15 protein-coding genes are annotated in these 16140 nt (G+C 32.0%); 10 read left to right on the top strand and 5 right to left on the bottom strand.

Annotated elements, in window-relative coordinates; translation table 11 throughout:
- Window positions 1–104: 104 nt before the first annotated feature.
- The 5 genes from Q0663_RS01290 to Q0663_RS01270 all read left to right on the top strand — a co-directional run bounded on the left by Q0663_RS01290 (window position 105) and on the right by Q0663_RS01270 (window position 6983).
- On the top strand, window positions 105–2264 hold the full coding sequence (locus Q0663_RS01290) for a prolyl oligopeptidase family serine peptidase (RefSeq protein WP_299005140.1): 2160 nt from the start codon (window positions 105–107) through the stop codon (window positions 2262–2264).
- A gap of 112 nt (window positions 2265–2376) precedes the next feature.
- Entirely contained in the window at window positions 2377–4455 is a 2079-nt protein-coding gene (locus Q0663_RS01285; protein ID WP_299005138.1) for a M13 family metallopeptidase, read from the top strand.
- A gap of 131 nt (window positions 4456–4586) precedes the next feature.
- Complete coding sequence (locus Q0663_RS01280) at window positions 4587–5000, top strand: RimK/LysX family protein (protein WP_299005136.1); 414 nt, start codon at window positions 4587–4589, stop codon at window positions 4998–5000.
- 107 nt (window positions 5001–5107) lie between these two features.
- On the top strand, window positions 5108–5980 hold the full coding sequence (gene rimK, locus Q0663_RS01275) for a 30S ribosomal protein S6--L-glutamate ligase (protein ID WP_299005134.1): 873 nt from the start codon (window positions 5108–5110) through the stop codon (window positions 5978–5980).
- Between the two features lie 67 nt (window positions 5981–6047).
- A complete protein-coding gene (locus Q0663_RS01270; RefSeq protein ID WP_299005131.1) occupies window positions 6048–6983 on the top strand; it encodes an ABC transporter ATP-binding protein in 936 nt (311 codons plus the stop codon).
- A gap of 188 nt (window positions 6984–7171) precedes the next feature.
- On the opposite strand, the gene Q0663_RS01265 is transcribed toward Q0663_RS01270, so the two are convergent.
- Window positions 7172–7621 carry a 3-oxoacyl-ACP synthase gene (locus tag Q0663_RS01265; RefSeq protein ID WP_299005127.1) on the bottom strand — a complete coding sequence of 150 codons (450 nt, stop codon included), beginning with the start codon at window positions 7619–7621 and terminating at the stop codon, window positions 7172–7174.
- A 25-nt stretch (window positions 7622–7646) separates the two neighbouring features.
- Entirely contained in the window at window positions 7647–8756 is a 1110-nt protein-coding gene (locus Q0663_RS01260) for an FAD-binding oxidoreductase (protein WP_299006307.1), read from the bottom strand.
- A gap of 169 nt (window positions 8757–8925) precedes the next feature.
- Between Q0663_RS01260 and Q0663_RS01255 the strand changes: the two genes are divergently transcribed.
- The 5 genes from Q0663_RS01255 to dcm all read left to right on the top strand — a co-directional run bounded on the left by Q0663_RS01255 (window position 8926) and on the right by dcm (window position 13981).
- Window positions 8926–9399, top strand: coding sequence for a hypothetical protein (locus Q0663_RS01255; RefSeq protein WP_299005124.1), 474 nt, complete (start codon window positions 8926–8928; stop codon window positions 9397–9399).
- Window positions 9400–9500: 101 nt separating this feature from the next.
- Window positions 9501–10433: a hypothetical protein gene (locus Q0663_RS01250; RefSeq protein ID WP_299005122.1), complete on the top strand. Its 933-nt coding sequence runs from the start codon at window positions 9501–9503 to the stop codon at window positions 10431–10433.
- 295 nt (window positions 10434–10728) lie between these two features.
- Window positions 10729–11484, top strand: coding sequence for an SDR family NAD(P)-dependent oxidoreductase (locus Q0663_RS01245; protein WP_299005119.1), 756 nt, complete (start codon window positions 10729–10731; stop codon window positions 11482–11484).
- Between the two features lie 3 nt (window positions 11485–11487).
- Window positions 11488–12627 (top strand): ATP-binding protein, encoded by a 1140-nt coding sequence (locus Q0663_RS01240; protein WP_299005116.1) that lies wholly within the window; start codon window positions 11488–11490, stop codon window positions 12625–12627.
- A gap of 82 nt (window positions 12628–12709) precedes the next feature.
- Window positions 12710–13981, top strand: coding sequence for a DNA (cytosine-5-)-methyltransferase (gene dcm / locus Q0663_RS01235; RefSeq protein WP_299005113.1), 1272 nt, complete (start codon window positions 12710–12712; stop codon window positions 13979–13981).
- Here dcm and Q0663_RS01230 read toward each other — a convergent pair.
- From Q0663_RS01230 to Q0663_RS01220, 3 genes are all read right to left on the bottom strand, one after another.
- Complete coding sequence (locus Q0663_RS01230; protein WP_274634109.1) at window positions 13927–14637, bottom strand: PmeII family type II restriction endonuclease; 711 nt, start codon at window positions 14635–14637, stop codon at window positions 13927–13929. The two genes, dcm and Q0663_RS01230, sit on opposite strands and share 55 nt — an antisense overlap.
- A gap of 39 nt (window positions 14638–14676) precedes the next feature.
- Window positions 14677–15408 (bottom strand): sulfite exporter TauE/SafE family protein, encoded by a 732-nt coding sequence (locus tag Q0663_RS01225; protein WP_299005110.1) that lies wholly within the window; start codon window positions 15406–15408, stop codon window positions 14677–14679.
- A gap of 112 nt (window positions 15409–15520) precedes the next feature.
- Entirely contained in the window at window positions 15521–16033 is a 513-nt protein-coding gene (locus tag Q0663_RS01220; RefSeq protein WP_299005108.1) for a hypothetical protein, read from the bottom strand.
- Window positions 16034–16140: the final 107 nt, after the last annotated feature.

The raw sequence follows: 16140 nt of genomic DNA, 5'->3' as shown, positions 1-16140 counted from the left end.
TTATTTCAATAGCTTTCAGTGGTATTTTTGTTAAATTCGTCTTAAAATGAATTGTTATGATCGTTTTTCTTCTAAATTTGATCCAATTAACCAATTTTTAAATCATGAAAAGAATCCTTCTTCCCATTATTTGCGCAGGAGCTATTTTAGTTTCTTGTAAAGAAGAAAAACAATCTAAAAACAATATTAGTGTGAATTACCCTGAAACAGCTAAAAAACCTGTGGTAGATGAATACTTTGGTACCAAAGTAACTGACAACTACCGTTGGTTAGAAGATGATAGAAGTGCTGAAACTGAAGCTTGGGTAAAAGCTGAAAATGAAGTTACCTTCGATTATTTAAGTAAAATTCCATATCGCGAACAATTAAAAGAACGTTTATCTGAATTATGGAACTACGAAAAAGTAGGAACACCATTCAAAGAAGGAGACTATACTTATTTCTATAAAAACGACGGATTACAAAACCAATACGTTCTTTACAGAAAAGATAAAAATGGGAAAGAAGAAGTTTTCTTAGATCCTAATACTTTTGCTGAAGACGGAACTACTTCATTAGGGTCTATCAGTTTTACTAAAGATGGAAAAACAGTAGCTTACGCTATTTCTGAAGGAGGAAGTGACTGGAGAAAGGTAATTGTGATGGATGCTGAAACTAAAGAAATTAAAGGAGATACTTTAGTTGACGTAAAATTCTCTGGAATTGCTTGGAAAGGAAACGAAGGCTTCTACTATTCTAGCTACGATAAACCAAAAGGAAGTGAGTTATCAGCAAAAACTGATCAACATAAATTATACTATCACAAATTAGGAACTCCTCAAAGTTCTGATGAAGTTATTTTTGGAGCGACTCCAGAACAAAAGCACCGTTATGTAGGTGGTTACTTAACTGAAGACAATAAATACTTATTAATTTCTGCTTCAACTTCAACTTCTGGAAACAAGTTATTCATCAAAGATTTAACGGATCCAAATAGCAAGTTAACCCCTATCATTGATAATTTTGATAGCGATACTGGTGTAATAGACAGTAGAGGAAGTAAATTATACTTAGTTACTAACTTAAACGCTCCTAACAAAAAGATTGTTACTGTTGATGCTGCAAACCCAACACCTGAAAACTGGGTAGACTTTATTCCTGAAACAGAAAATGTATTATCTCCTTCAACTGGAGGTGGATATTTCTTTGCTAAATATATGGTAGATGCTGTTTCTAAAGTAGTACAATACGATTTTGACGGAAAATTAATCCGTGAAGTAAAGTTACCAGGGGTAGGAACTGCTGGTGGTTTCGGTGGAAAAACTGAGGCTAAAGAGTTATATTTCTCTTTCACAAACTACAACACACCAAGTTCTTCTTACAAATTTAATCCAGAAGACGGAACGTATGAATTATACTGGAAACCTGCTATTTCTTTCAACGCAGAGGACTATGAAAGCAAGCAAGTATTCTACACTTCAAAAGACGGAACAAAAGTTCCTATGATTATTACCTATAAAAAAGGATTAGAGTTAAACGGTAAAAACCCAACTATTTTATATGGTTATGGTGGATTCAACGTTTCTTTAACTCCAAGTTTTAGTATTGCTAACGCTGTTTGGATGGAACAAGGTGGTGTATACGCTGTACCTAACTTACGTGGTGGTGGAGAGTATGGTAAAAAATGGCACGATGCAGGTACGCAATTAAAAAAGCAAAATGTATTTGATGATTTTATTGCTGCTGCTGAATACCTAATTAAAGAAAACTATACTTCTTCTGATTATTTAGCAATTAGAGGTGGTTCAAACGGAGGATTATTAGTAGGAGCTACGATGACACAACGTCCTGATTTAATGAAAGTAGCGTTACCTGCAGTTGGAGTATTAGATATGTTACGTTACCACACCTTTACAGCTGGAGCAGGTTGGGCTTACGACTACGGAACTTCTGAACAAAGTGAAGAAATGTTTAACTACTTAAAAGGATATTCACCAGTACACAACGTAAAAGAAGGTGTTCAATATCCTGCAACAATGGTAACTACTGGTGATCATGACGATCGTGTAGTGCCTGCACATAGTTTTAAATTTGCTGCTGAATTACAAGACAAGCAACAAGGAAGTAACCCTGTATTAATCAGAATTGAAACAAATGCGGGTCACGGAGCAGGAACTCCAGTAGCTAAAACTATTGAGCAATATGCTGATATTTTCGGGTTCACTTTATTCAATATGGGGTTTGAATCGTTACCAAATGCTCAAAAATCAGAAATAAAGAGTTAAAAACTGTAACACTTTTATAAAAACACACTCTTATTAGAGTAAATTTACTACCTCGAGGCAAAAACCTCGAGGTAGTTTGTTAAATATAAGATTCAATCAAAAATCACAAAAAATGAAAACCATTCACAAAATGTTGTTTACAACTGCTGTTGCTTCTTTAGGAGTTGTGGCTTGTAAAACAGACAAAAAGCCTGAAGAAAAAGTACAGGCAATTGTTTTAGAAAACATGGATACTTCGGTACAACCAACGGACGATTTCTTTAGATATGTAAACGGTTCTTGGGTTGATAAAACTGAAATTCCAGCTGATGAAACTTCTTGGGGAGGATTCAATCAATTAAGAAAAACCACTACCAAAGATGTCTTAACTATCTTAAACAAAGCAATTAAAGAAGGAAATTTCGAAAAAATAAAAGATGCCGAAGGAAACGAAATAGATTCTGACCAAGAAAAAGCGGTAAACTACTACGAAACCATTATGGATACCGTAGCTAGAAACAAAGCTGGTAAAGCACCTGTACAACCTTTCCTTCAAAAAATTGAAGAAATTAAAAACTTAAACGACGTACAAACATATATTACCAACATGGCTCCTTACGGTGGTGCTGGTTTCTATGGTTTTGGGGTATTTAACGACCTTAAAAACAGTAGTATGAATGCTGGTTATATGGGTGCTGGTGGACTTGGTTTATCTAGAGACTACTATGTAGACGAAAAAGTAAAAGACAAACTTGAAAAGTACGAAGTATTTGTAGCAAATATGTTACAAGAATTTGGTGATGATGAAGCAACAGCTAAGAAAAATGCAGCAACTATTGTCGCTTTTGAAAAAAGTTTAGCTGAGCCAATGATGACTAAAGAAGAGCGTAGAGATACTCGTAAAATGTACAACCCTATGACCGTTGCTGAGTTATCTGAATTAGCTCCGGCAATTGATTGGCAAGCACATTTAGAAGGAATTGGTGTTGAAAGCATTGAAAAAGTTATCGTTACCGATCCTAAATACTTCAAAGCTATGAACGAAGTATTAAAAAATGCTCCTATTGAAGATGTTAAATTAGTATTACGTTGGAATGCAATTAACAACTCATTAGGTTTATTATCTACCGATTTAGAAAAAGCTAATTGGGAGTTTTATAGCAAAGAAATGCGTGGAGCTAAACAACAAAAACCAAGAAATGAGCGTGCTTTAGCTAATTTAAACGGTGCAATAGGTGAAGCTTTAGGTAAATTATATGTTGACGAGAAATTCCCGCCAGAAGCAAAGCAAAAAGCTAAGGAAATGATTGATAACGTAATGTTAGGTTTTGAAAAACGTATCGCGCAATTACCTTGGATGAGTGCTGAAACTAAAGAAAAAGCTTTAGAAAAATTACACAAATTAACTGTTAAAATTGCCTATCCTGATAAGTGGAAAGATTACACTACTTTACAAGTAAAAGGGTTAGAAGATGGCGGTACATACTTTGATAACGCTGTAAACGTTCGTAAATGGAACTTTGAAAAAGATATGGCTAAATTAGGTAAAGAAGTAGATAGAACTGAATGGGGAATGTCTCCTCAAACAGTAAATGCTTACTTTAACCCGGTAAACAATGAAATCGTTTTCCCAGCAGCAATTTTACAACCTCCTTTCTATAACTACAAAGCTGATGAAGCTGTAAACTACGGAGGAATTGGAGCAGTTATTGGTCACGAAATTTCACACAGTTTTGATGATTCTGGTGCTCGTTTCGACGGTGATGGAAACTTAAAAAACTGGTGGACAGAAGAAGATTCAGAAAAATTTAAAGAAGCTGGTTCTAAATTAATCAAACAATTTAGTGACATTGTTGCTATTGATAGCATGAACTTAAACGGTGAATTTACGTTAGGTGAAAATATTGGTGATTTAGGTGGTGTACAAGCCGCTTATGAAGGATTACAAATTTTCTTAGAAAAGAATGGTCGCCCTGAAAATATTGACGGTTATACCCCTGAGCAACGTTTCTTCCTTTCTTGGGCAACAATTTGGAGAACTAAAGTACGCGATGAAGCTTTAAAAAATCAAATTATGACAGATCCACACGCTCCAGGAAAGTACAGAGCATATATGCCTCTTAAAAATGTTGATGCTTTCTATGAAGCATTTGATGTTAAAGAAGGAGATAATATGTACTTAAAACCAGAAGATCGCGTTAGAATTTGGTAAATTTAACAAAAAAATAAGTACCTTTAAACCAGTGTTTAAACACTGGTTTTTTTATTTTTAATAAATAGCTAATTGGGTATTGCGTATTTCAAAAAATAGTAAGTAATTCGCCCTCCTTAACTTTTATCTTAATGAAACTAATAGGAAGAGCTGAAAAAATATCCTTTTTAAATTGGGAAATTGAAGATTTGCCTGCTAAAATAGATACAGGTGCCTATACTTCTGCGATACATTGTAAGCACATTAAAGAAAAAGATGGTATGCTAGAGTTTATTTTATTGTGTCCGAAAACAGAGAAATACAATAATAAATTGCTACAAACCAACAAGTATCAAGTTAAAAGTATACGAAGCTCAAACGGTAAAAAACAAAAAAGATACGTGGTATCAACATCTGTTGTTTTTTTCGATAAAAAATATAAAATAAAGCTATCTTTATCTGATAGAGGTAAAATGACCTATCCAGTTTTAATTGGTAGAAAATTTTTAAATAAAAAATTTATCGTTGATGTTTCTCAAAAAAACATCGCATCAAAAGAAAAATAAAATAAAACCTCTGTAATTTAAATAATCATTAAATAATAATATTTGCTTGCTTATTTTGATTATCAAAGGTTATATTATGATTATTAAAAAACAGTAAAAACAAACACATGAAAATTGTTGTTCTTTCTAGAAACTCAAAATTATATTCAACAAAACGTTTAGTAGAAGCAGGAGAAAAAAGAGGTCATGAAATGCTGGTATTAGATCATACAAAATGTGATCTTATTATTGAAAAAAGAAAGCCTGCAATAGTATACAACCATGAGCTTGTAACAGACGTCGATGCCATTATACCTCGTATTGGTGCTTCCGTTACTTTTTATGGTACTGCTGTTGTACGTCAGTTCGAAATGATGAAAGTATTTTCTGCTGTAGAATCTCAAGCTTTAGTACGTTCTAGAGATAAACTGAGTAGCTTACAGGTGCTTTCGAGAGCAAATTTAGGGCTTCCAAAAACTGTTTTTACTAATTATTCAAAAGATACTTCAGAAATTATAAAAAAAGTAGGTGGAGCCCCTTTAATAGTTAAACTTTTAGAAGGAACACAAGGTTTAGGTGTTGTTTTAGCAGAAACAAAAAAAGCTGCTGAATCTGTTATAGAAGCTTTTAACGGTTTACAAGCTCGTGTAATTGTTCAAGAGTATATTAAAGAAGCTAAAGGCGCGGATATTCGTGCTTTTGTGGTTGATGGTGTAGTTGTAGGAGCTATGAAACGCCAGGGTAAAGAGGGAGAGTTTAGATCGAACTTACACAGAGGTGGAACTTCAGAAATTATAGAATTAACTGATGAAGAAGAAAACGCTGCTTTAAAAGCTGTAAAAGCAATGAAATTGGGTATCGCTGGTGTAGACATGTTACAGTCTGATAGAGGTCCTTTGATTTTAGAAGTTAATTCTTCTCCTGGTTTAGAAGGCATAGAAAAAGCTACTGGAAAAGATATAGCAAAAAGCATTATACGTTACGTAGAAAGAAGCGCTTAAAACAAAACCGATACTCACTCTATTGTATCGGTTTTTTGTTTCCTGCTAATCCGTTACTTTTGCATTTATGCTACAAGTAAACAATATTTCATTTACCTACCCTTCAAAAGAAAAAACCTTAGAAAACATCCAGTTTACCTTACAAAAAGGAGAACACTTGTGTGTTATGGGTGAAAGTGGTTGCGGAAAATCGACTCTTTTAAAAATTATTTATGGTTTATTGGATCTTGATAAGGGAGATTTATTTTGGAATGATACTCAAATTTTAGGCCCAGAACATCACTTGGTTCCTGGAATGGAATTTTTCAAGTACGTAGCACAAGATTTTGATTTAATGCCGTTTACCTCGGTAAGTGAGAATATTAAAAAATTCTTATCACGATTTTATCCTAAAGAAGCAGAAGAAAGAACTCAAGAACTTTTAGAAGTTATTGAAATGACAGAGCTTGCCAACGAAAAGGTAAAAAATTTAAGTGGTGGTCAGCAACAACGAGTATCTATTGCTAGAGCATTAGCCAAAGAACCTGAGTTATTATTGTTAGATGAACCTTTTAGTCAGATAGATAATTTCAAAAAAAACTCGTTACGTAGACGATTATTCGCTTACCTAAAAAAGAAAAACATCGCTTGTATAGTAGCTACCCACGACGGAAACGATGCTTTATCTTTTGCCGACAACATGATGGTAATCCGAAATCATCAAGTACTTGCATATGGCAGTCCTTCTAACTTATACCAACATCCTAAAAAAAAATATGTGGCTTCGTTATTTGATGATGTAAATGAAATTTCAATTAACAATCAAACCATGTTGTTATACCCAAATCAACTACAAATTGTTGATGAGCCTTCAAATTTAAAAGGAACTGTGGTAAAATCTTATTTTAAAGGAGGATATTGGTTGATAGAAGTAGTTTACGATAACCAATCAATTTTTATAAATCATCAAGAAAATATTGAGGAAAAAACAACAGCCTTTTTTAAATTAAAAAAGGCTGTTTAAACCAATAATAACTATCTCATAATTATTACTCAACTATCTTAAAATAAATTTGTTTCTTAAAAAAAATACACTCTTACCGTATTAAACACCAAAAGATAAAAGTGTATTGTAGTTTTCTCTTTCTATTCTTGGTTATAACAACCTTTCCTACATCTAAAACAATTAGGTTTTAATTTACCCTACTTTTTTTAGAAAATTTTTTTAATCGTGTTTTTCGCTCCATTAAAATCGAAGCTTTCTCCTACTTTTTTTCCTAAAATTAGCTTTCCAATAGGTGAAGAAGGCGAGATAGCGAAGTATTTTTTATTATCAACAATTAGTAAACCTACACTTATACTGATAAAATAATTTGTAGTAGAAGTTTCCACCACGCTTCCCAAACAAGCTGCTTCTGAAGTGGAGTCTATTTTCAATTTTGTTAAAACCTCTTTCATTTGAGCAATTCCACTAAGTTGTTGACTTGCTTTTTCCATTTCTAACTGAAGCATTGCCCGTCCTGTTTCATGTTTATCTCCAGCAGAACTTTTTGTTTCAGATTGTAATGCTTTTTGATGAGAAGATATTGTTTCTTCCACCGTTTGTAAACGCTTATTTACATACAACTCACATTGTTTGTATAATTCTTCTTTTATACTCATTCTTTTTATTTCAGTTGGAAAAATATTAATATAAAAGTTCCGCAAGCTCCTTCCCTACTAAACTACCTATAGCAACTCCCATTCCTCCTAAACGAACACCACAAAACACATTGTTAGAAAGTTGTTTTACAATCGCTTTTTTCTGATTTCCAACTCCCATTATTCCACTCCATCTGTGGTCTATTTCAACTTCTGTATTTGGTAAAATAGTTGTTTTTAAAATTTCTTCTAATTTGTTTTGAATAAGTTCGGTTTGTCCAAAATCAGTAGTTTCTTCACCTTTAAAATCAAGATTTCTACCACCTCCAAACAAAATTCTATCATCAATATTTCTAAAATAATAATAACCTTTATCTAAATGAAAAGTTCCTTTGATGTGTAAATTTTTAATCGGCTTTGTAATTAGTACCTGTGCTCTAGCGGGTTGCACGTTTTCATTCAACAGTTGATTGGCAAATCCGTTAGTTGCAACAAATAATTTTTTTGTGTTAAATGTAATTTGGTTGGTTTCAACCTCAACTTGTTCGTTGTTTTCAATAAAATTTTTAACCTGAATATTGTTTACGATTTTAATTCCTGAAGACACTACTTTTTCTAACAATTTTGCTGCCATTTTTCCAGTATCTAGCTGTCCTTCAAACTGATTAGTTATGTACTGTTGATGAATATTTTGAAAACCAAACTTATTGTTATCAACCGTAAAAACTTCCGAAGAAAATAAAGGTTTCAACAATTCATTTATCTTCGATTTCTGTGCTAAACACGATTCGTATAGTTCTGTGGTTAAAAATAATTCGTATCCTTTATTTTGCTGAAAATCGATGTTTTTATCACCTAAAGTTGTTCGTAACAACTGTAATCCTTCCCAACGTTTTTTTACCAAACTAACAACTTCTTCTTCAGTATGTGTGTTCAAATCATCTATGAGTTCGGATAAACTTCCGAAGCAAGCAAAACCCGCATTTTTAGTACTTGCTCCTTGTGGTAACATGCCTTTTTCAAGAATTATAATTTTTGCTTTCGGATGCATTTTTCGCAATTGTAATGCACAGTTTAACCCTACAATTCCACTACCAACTACAGTAAAATCTACAGTTGTAAACCACTCTTTTAGCTCCCAATAACTGAAATTCAACATCATATAAAACTGATTATATTTGTGACTTGGCACATTCCTTGAATGTCTAAATTTAAACATTAAAAAACAACTCTATGAAATGAGCCATCGCAATTCTTTTTACTAATAGAACTGTTTAATGGCGAATTACATCTGACCAATTAAAAACAATAAAAAATTTAAACAGATGAAACTAATCGGAATCTTAATTTTAGCTTTTAGTCTAACACAATGCGCAAGTGTAAAAATGGAAAACAATCATCCTTTTAAAATAGAATCAGCAAGTTATGCTCACGTTACAGGAGGTGTAAAAGGCAGCTATAATTCTACTAATTTAATTATCAATTTTACTGCTAAAGAGCCTGTTGATTTTAAAAATGTGTACTTTCAAAACAGAATAACTAATGCAGTAATAGAGCAACATAACGATAAACAATATATTGCTGCACGTTACAAAACCTCATCAGATGAAGATAGAAAAGACTTGATTTTACATGCAGATCCTAAAGAGGAATTTGGTAATACACCGAATAATCCTACAGAAAAATTTCCTTTTGAATTGAAAGAAAATGAAGCTATGGTTTCGTATACAATTGGTGATAAAATTCACTATGCAAAAGTGGAAAATATCGAAAAGAAAAAAAAGATTTTTATGCAGTAAATCTGTTAAACGTAACTATAAAAAACACCTCCAAAAGAGGTGTTTTTTATTTTTGGCACGTAATTTGAAAACTCATAAGCATAACCATAAAACGAAAGCTTATGAAACGTATAAAATTACTTTTATTACTACTTGTTGGTAGCGTAACACTTACTTCATGTGTTGTAAGAAATGAAATTGTACATGATGGATTTGGAAATGATGGTTTTTCATTACGTGAATATATTTCGAGTTATGATTTATGGTATGTAGATTATCACAAAACAACAGGTACAGGAGATGTTCCTTTTTTATCAAGAGCTTTTACTATTTCTTTTTTAAACGGAACCATGTATGCAAATAATAATATTGTTGATATTGGTCGTACAGGAAACGGTTTAGGAATTGCAGTTGGAAGCTACGGAACATACGGAACTGTATTAGAAACTCGACACGATATAGATGGATATTTTGAATTTGAGGTAGTACAACTTTCAGATAATAGAATTCGAATTGATGATTTATCGCAAAATGTAAGTTACTATTTGGTTGGTTACCAAATAAATAATTTTGATTACGACATGTTGTTCTATGATAATATTGAATACTTTTTACAAGAGTATGTAGCTTGGGAAAAGATTAATAAATATGGAGGAAATGATAACCCTTTTGATTATGAAAATTACTTACAGTTTACTCCAGAAAATGATGTGACATTCTATTCATCTCACGATCCTTTTGGCACAAATGTTGCTAATATTAATTGGAGTTTTAAGGGAAGTTATATCGTCCGTAATGTTCAAGGCGAACAGAACTTAAAATATTTAACACTTAATTATGATAACGGAGATACTGAAGAATTTGACTTAACCGTTATTAATGATGGTGAGATAGAACTGTATCATGTAAATTCTCAAAGAACCTATGTTTTTTCTGGTAGAGGATTTATACAATACAAAAAAGGTGAAAGTACCACTAGTACTAAACCAGCTGTAAGGAATAGCGGTAGAAAACGTACTAAGATAGAAAGAGAAACAGTTCCGAAAAGGAAGTAAAAATAAAGTTTGGTTAGTTGATTTTTGGTTGGTGTAATAGCCAACTAAAAGGGACCGCTCCGCATGGGGCGGTTTTTCATTTTATACCAGTTCTTAATTGAAATTACGCTAAATAAAAAGCAGGTATTTTTGTTTAGACGGGAAAGAAAATCAAGGCATAGCCTTAGCTACGGTTTTATTTTATTTTGAAGTATAAACGGAAAAGAATAATTTTTTATCGTATAATTTTAATGGAGAAGTGGTATTAATAGTTGCTTAACATAAAAAAGGTTACCTTTATACAAAACAAAAAACCATGCAACAAACTGCTTTAATTACAGGAGCAACCTCAGGTATTGGTAAAGCAACCGCTAAACTTTTTGCTAAAAATAACATCAATTTAATTATTTGTGGTCGACGTATTGAAAAGCTTCAACAACTTCAACAAGAACTATCACAGTTTACCAAGATACATATACTTCAATTCGATGTTCGCTACAACGATGAAGTACAAAAAGCAATCAACAGTTTACCTAGTGAATTTAAACATATAGACATTCTTATTAATAATGCCGGTAATGCACACGGACTAGACAGCTTTCAAAACGGAAATATAGATGATTGGGATGCTATGATTGACGGAAACGTAAAAGGGCTTTTATATGTTTCAAAAGCTGTGATTCCCCAAATGGTTGAACGCAACAACGGATTTATCTTAAATATCGGTTCTATTGCAGGAAAAGATGTATATCCTAACGGAAATGTGTATTGTGCTTCAAAGTTCGCTGTAAACGCTTTAAATAAAGGAATGCGCATCGATTTAAACCAACATAACATTCGTGTCTGTGCCATTCATCCAGGTTTGGTAGAAACTGAATTTTCTGATGTTCGTTTTAAAGGAGACACTGAAAGAGCCAAAACCGTATACCAAGGTTACAAAGCACTACAACCTGAAGATATAGCAGATATTATTCATTTTGTTGTTACACGCCCATATCACGTTAATATTGAAGATTTAATCGTATACCCTACAGCACAAGCTAGCGCAACTATTGTGAATAAAAATACTTAAGCTGTGATTAACAAACGTCTTTTAATTAAAAACTTACTATCTCATAATGATGAGAATAGTTTTTATGATAAAAAACAAAAGTTATCCTTAGGCTCTAAAGAAGGAAAAGCTAAGTTTATAAAACACATTTGTGCCCTTTCAAACTCCAATCCAAACAACAATTCTTACATTGTTATTGGTATTGAAGATGAAGAAAACACCATTATTGGTGTAGATTTTTACGATGATAGTAAAATTCAAAATCTGGTAAATGCTTACCTGAATAATCCACCAAAAATAGAATATGAAAACGTTCCTTTTCCTCGTTTACAGCGTCATAAAGTAATAGGGTTAGTAACTATATATCCTAACAACTCTATTACATCTTTAGCAAAAAATGCTTGGAAATATCGTAAAGGAGCAGTGTTTTACCGTAGAGGAAGTAACTCAATACCTGTAGAAGGTAGTTTTGAACTTAGAAACAACAATAAAGCAATTGTTGAAGCTATTGAAAAAAACGCAAGCAACAATATTCAACTTACCCTTGATGGTGTTTTCGATTTTATTGAAAGGCATAAACCAGAATACAATCCGAGATATAAAGTATTTAATGAGCAATTCGTATTGTGTTGGGCAGGAAAAAGAAAACTAATCAACAACGAAGAGTTTTTTACACGAGTAGATATTGAATTAGTTAATGAACAAGTTCGTTTATTTTTTTCTTCGTTAGATGATGTTCAAATCAGTTATAACGAGCAATCATTTATTATTACCGAATACATTGTATTGGGTATTGATAAAACCGAAAAACGTTATCCTTTAGAAAAAACCATCATCAATTTTAAAGACAACGGAAAGCACGATATTGTCACTGAATTCTTATTTGAAGCTCCCCAATACGATAAAAATATTTTACAGCATATTTACAATAATAACAACTGCATTGTTGCAAAAATTATAAAAAACAAACCGCTTTCGGTTACTGAACATGAAGATGTATTCAGGCTTCCTACCTCCTACTTAATTTGCTATTTAAACGGATTTTTAAACGCTCCGTTACAACTTAAAAAAGCTAAAAACTACATTAAAAATCTAGACGACAAAACCACCTATATCAAATATAAAGAAGCGATGCGTGTGTTGAGGAAAGTGAAGTATAGTTAAGAATGTAAAAGATTATTTCTCACTGTTTTTTTTATGTAGATATTTATCTTAAATTTGTAACCAATGTATAAGGTTATATAATATGGTTATAAAGGGTTATTATTCAATTTCAGAAGCAGCAGATGTATTGGGTAAAAGTAAAGAAACTTTACGAAGATGGGATAGAGAAGGAAAATTAAATGCTGTTCGAGAACCTATGAGTAACTATCGTGTTTATAAAAAAGAAGAGATTAACGCTCTTATAGAACCGCTGATTACTGAAATAGATGAAAGTATTGATAATACTGAAGAACCTCTTAAAGAATATAAAGTACTAGAGTTATTTGCTGGAGCTGGTGGTTTAGCAATCGGTTTAGAACAATCAGGAATAAAATGTGTAGCTCTTAATGAAATTGATAAATGGGCCTGTGAAACCTTAAGAAAAAATAGACCTCACTGGAATGTTTTAGAAGGTGATATTAAATCTTTCAATTTTGAAAACTATAAAAATGAAGTTGAAATTGTTACAGGAGGATTTCCTTGTCAAGCTTTTAGCTATGCCGGAAAAAAATTAGGGTTAGAAGATGCTAGAGGAACTTTGTTTTACGAATTTGCAAGAGTTGTTCAAGAAGTTAATCCTTTAATTTGTATTGGTGAAAATGTAAAAGGATTACTTTCTCATGATAAAGGAAAAACACTACAAGGAATGATTTCTATCTTAGATGAAATTGGATATAATGTAGTGCCTGTTCAAGTTTTAAAAGCAATTAATTATAACGTTCCGCAAAAAAGAGAACGATTAATTTTGGTTGGTGTAAGAAAAGATATAAATATTAATTACGAATACCCTACTCCCTACAATACCATTTACAATTTATCAGACGCCCTAAAAAAAGGACGATTATATGATAAAGACGTACCTAAGTCTCCTGGTTCAAAATATCCTGAACATAAAAAAGAAGTATTAGATTTAGTTCCTCAAAAAGGTTATTGGAGAGATTTACCTATAGATATTCAAAAAGAATATATGGGTAAAAGCTTTTATTTAGGAGGAGGAAAAACCGGAATGGCAAGAAGAATTGGTTGGGATGAACCTTGCTTAACCCTTACTTGTAGCCCCGCACAAAAACAAACCGAACGTTGCCACCCAGAAGAAACGCGTCCATTTACAGTTAGAGAATATGCTCGTATACAAACTTTTCCTGACAGTTGGGAGTTTGCAGGTTCTGTTTCTCAACAATACAAACAAATTGGAAATGCTGTACCTTGCAATTTGGGTAAAGAAATAGGCTATTCTATAATTAAGTTTTTAAATAAATACTATTCAAAATCGAACAAATCAGATGCTTCAATTTCTTTAGCTAACGCCATATAACCTTGTTTGAAAAAACCTTCTGTATCTAAATTTAAAGTCATCAAATCTAAGTTTGAAACTAACTTATTGTAAAAGTTTGGAAAGCCTGTAAGTCTATGCCAAAACTCTTCACCAATAATTACAGGAAACAATTCATCTATTTTTCGATAATGTTGACTTAATTGATCTTCTTCTCCATAAAGAACACCTAGTATTAAATCTGAATTATTTAAATCCATTGAATTAGTTCTTGCCAAATTAGTTACAGTAGTGAATTTTTTAAGCAAAGGACTCACATCTTCAGAATTAATTGTGTTTGGCCCTGATTTAAGCTGACACCATTTTCGTCGTCCATCAACTTTATCTGTAAACTCAATATCCATTCCTTTGATTAAAGAACCTTCTGCCAAATTTAACTCAACAAACATGTTTTGAATTCTTGTTCCAAATGAGGTATTAATAGAAGTTCCCAAAACTCTAGGATAGTACAATGCTTTAGCAATTCCTATTGCAGTAAAATCATTCTCAAGTATTTTTGATAAATACTTAACTACAATAGGGTTTATCTTGTATGATTTAAGTTTAGAGTGTGTTTTTAAAGAGCTAATTTTATGATTTTCAAATATTTTCTCTTCAAAATACGCTGTAATAACTTCTAAAAGTTCTTTTTCATTCATTTTCAAATATACTTTAATTTCTATGAGTTTTAAAACATACTACCTCAACACCAATTGCACAATCGTTACTATGCCAATCAATAAAATAAAAGACAACGACAAGGTTCTAAATTTAGACTGTGGTATATAGGCTAATATTTTCTTTCCGATGAATGTACCTACTATACCAATGACAAATAAAAAAGGCACATATTTTAAGTCGTGATCATGAATATAGCCGTTTTGGTAATACACAAAAGTTCTTGAAAAATCGATCATAAAATCGATAAAAGCAGAAGTTGCTATAAACACACTCTTTTCTAAATTAAAAGCTGCCATAGTTAACCCTCTTATAGCTCCTCCTGTACCTAATAATCCTGCTGAAAATCCTGAAAGAGTACCACCTACAATGGCATTTTTTCTGTTAGGAGAAAAAGAAAATTTACTTCTAATCAGGAAAAAAGCACTAAACGCTACTAAAAAAATACCTAAAAATATTTCTAAATACGTACTGTTTAAATATTTTGATAATACACCTCCTAAGATTACAAAAATCACAGAAGGAACTCCTATGTTTATTAAAAGCTTCTTATCTAATCCTTTTTTGAATAAAAAGATTTTACTCACATTACTCGATAAGTGAAAAATAGCAGTTAAACCTAACACAGAATAAAAATCGAAATAAAAATTTCCTAACGGAACAAAGAAAACAGATGATCCGAAACCACCTATTGTTCCAATAACTTCAGCTACTAAAGCCAATAATAAAAAGATAAAGTTAATATCTTTCATTTGTACCTTTTAAGTAACGAAGGTACTTGGTTTTATATTAAGAATCAATCTATGTTTTGAGGTAAAAAATAACCCTTGAAATTATCAAGGGTTAGAATTTTATTGCGTTTTTTTACTTTCCTCCATTTAATGTCTCTTGCCAATCTTTAAGCTCTTGCCATTTTCCTTCTGAAGCTAGCTGAGCTTGTTTTGGCCATGAATCTGGTTTATGAATTTTATAACGATTTCCTCCACTATTTAATACCTCTTGGCATTTTTCTACAGAGGTTTCTCCTAATATTTTCCAAGTGTCAATTCCAAAATTGTGAAAAAGACTTTCTATTTTTGGTCCAATACCTTCAACTATTTTCAAGTCGTTTTCTTTTATCTTTTTACCAAAAATTTTCTTGACTAGTGCGCTGTCAAAAGAAGTTTCTATACCTGTTCTTGCTAGTTTTAAATCTGTTTCAAGATTTGAGTTGTTTTCTCTACAAGTTCGTAAACTAGCTTCTAGTTTAGCAATCTTATTTTTCAAAAGAACAATCTCGTCGTTTTTTATGTTTTTGCTGGATAGCTTTCCAATTAAATAGCCTAAAAAAGCAGTAATAAGTCCTACTATTAATGGAATTAATATACACAAATTCATAGTTTCTGGTTTAAGTTTATTTTAGTTAGTTATTATTTTTTTTCATAAAATATTTCTTCTTGCACCTTTCCATTTGTATTGTACTGCTTCTTACAACATAAATACCA

Origin of the sequence: uncultured Tenacibaculum sp. (genome assembly GCF_947504135.1) — a bacterium.
Lineage (GTDB): Bacteria > Bacteroidota > Bacteroidia > Flavobacteriales > Flavobacteriaceae > Polaribacter.
The sequence above is the reverse complement of the archived record's forward strand: the minus strand, read 5'-3'. Positions and strand labels throughout refer to the sequence as shown.